A 1226-nucleotide genomic window follows, 5' to 3' on the forward strand; every position below is an offset into this window, starting at 1 on the left:
CGCGAGCCCCTCAACATGGATGTGCCAGTAATAGGCGGTGCGGTTGAGACGGGGGGAGAGCGGGATCACCTCGGGGGTAGAATCTTCTGCGCTTGCGAAGAGCAGCAGTTCGACCCGGCTGGCGAGACGAGCCCAGATCGCGAAGTTGACGCCGTGGCTGTCAGGTGTAGCTCCCAACTGACGGCAGTGACCGGCAGAGATGTGCATATTTTACCTACCCAAAATGAGGAGTGATCATCTTATTGAGTGTAGTGTGGGATGGTTAGTGCAGACTCGTTTGCCTGAAAAAACAGCATGATGCTGCTAATGACCGCACTGTTTGTCTGATTAATCTACGAATAAACTTTTTTTGAGATATTTACTTGCAATCTGTGCGCTGGCGCCTATTATTGGCGACCTCAGACGCGGGGTGGAGCAGCTCGGTAGCTCGTCGGGCTCATAACCCGAAGGTCGTCGGTTCAAATCCGGCCCCCGCAACCATCTGGGTTTCTGACTTGTCAACTAGGTTTAACCGGTTGGTGAAAAAGGAAAAAATCGAATTGGCTACTGCTCGGCCACTTCGAAAAAATTCGGACGCGGGGTGGAGCAGCTCGGTAGCTCGTCGGGCTCATAACCCGAAGGTCGTCAGTTCAAATCTGGCCCCCGCAACCAACTTTTTAGTCAGCTTGCGATTGTGTAAACAATCGAAAGCAGACAAACGCCATCAAGCAACTGCTCGGCTTGAGGGTGACAATTCGGACGCGGGGTGGAGCAGCTCGGTAGCTCGTCGGGCTCATAACCCGAAGGTCGTCAGTTCAAATCTGGCCCCCGCAACCAACTTTTTAGTCAGCCTGCGATTGTGTAAACAATCGAAAGCAGACAAACGCCATCAAGCTACTGCTCGGCTTGAGGGTGACAATTCGGACGCGGGGTGGAGCAGCTCGGTAGCTCGTCGGGCTCATAACCCGAAGGTCGTCAGTTCAAATCTCCCCCGCAACCAACTTTTTCGTCAGCCTGGGATTGTGTAAACAATCGAAAGCAGACAAACGCCATCAAGCTACTGCTCGGCTTGAGGGTGACAATTCGGACGCGGGGTGGAGCAGCTCGGTAGCTCGTCGGGCTCATAACCCGAAGGTCGTCAGTTCAAATCTGGCCCCCGCAACCAATTTTTTAGTCAGCTTGCGATTGTGTAAACAATCGAAAGCTGACAAACGCCACCAAGCTACTGCTCAGCTTGAGGGTGACAA

At 53.3% G+C, this 1226-nt stretch carries 1 protein-coding gene and 5 tRNA genes; 5 read left to right on the forward strand and 1 reads right to left on the reverse strand.

The window, feature by feature from the left end; all coding sequences use genetic code 11:
- Nucleotides 1-207, reverse strand: a 207-nt coding sequence (locus LD28_RS0112965; protein WP_033137384.1) for a hypothetical protein, incomplete at its 3' end; no start/stop codon positions are given.
- Between the two features lie 196 nt (nucleotides 208-403).
- On the opposite strand from LD28_RS0112965, the gene LD28_RS0112970 reads away from it, so the two are divergent.
- From LD28_RS0112970 to LD28_RS0112990, 5 genes are all read left to right on the forward strand, one after another.
- Nucleotides 404-480: transfer RNA gene (locus LD28_RS0112970), tRNA-Met, on the forward strand.
- 94 nt (nucleotides 481-574) lie between these two features.
- Nucleotides 575-651 (forward strand) — tRNA-Met (locus tag LD28_RS0112975).
- Between the two features lie 88 nt (nucleotides 652-739).
- Nucleotides 740-816 (forward strand) — tRNA-Met (locus LD28_RS0112980).
- A gap of 88 nt (nucleotides 817-904) precedes the next feature.
- Nucleotides 905-979, forward strand: a tRNA-Met gene (locus LD28_RS0112985).
- Between the two features lie 88 nt (nucleotides 980-1067).
- Nucleotides 1068-1144 (forward strand) — tRNA-Met (locus LD28_RS0112990).
- The last annotated feature ends 82 nt before the right edge of the window (nucleotides 1145-1226 follow it).

Source organism: Aeromonas finlandensis, assembly GCF_000764645.1.
Classification (GTDB): domain Bacteria; phylum Pseudomonadota; class Gammaproteobacteria; order Enterobacterales; family Aeromonadaceae; genus Aeromonas; species Aeromonas finlandensis.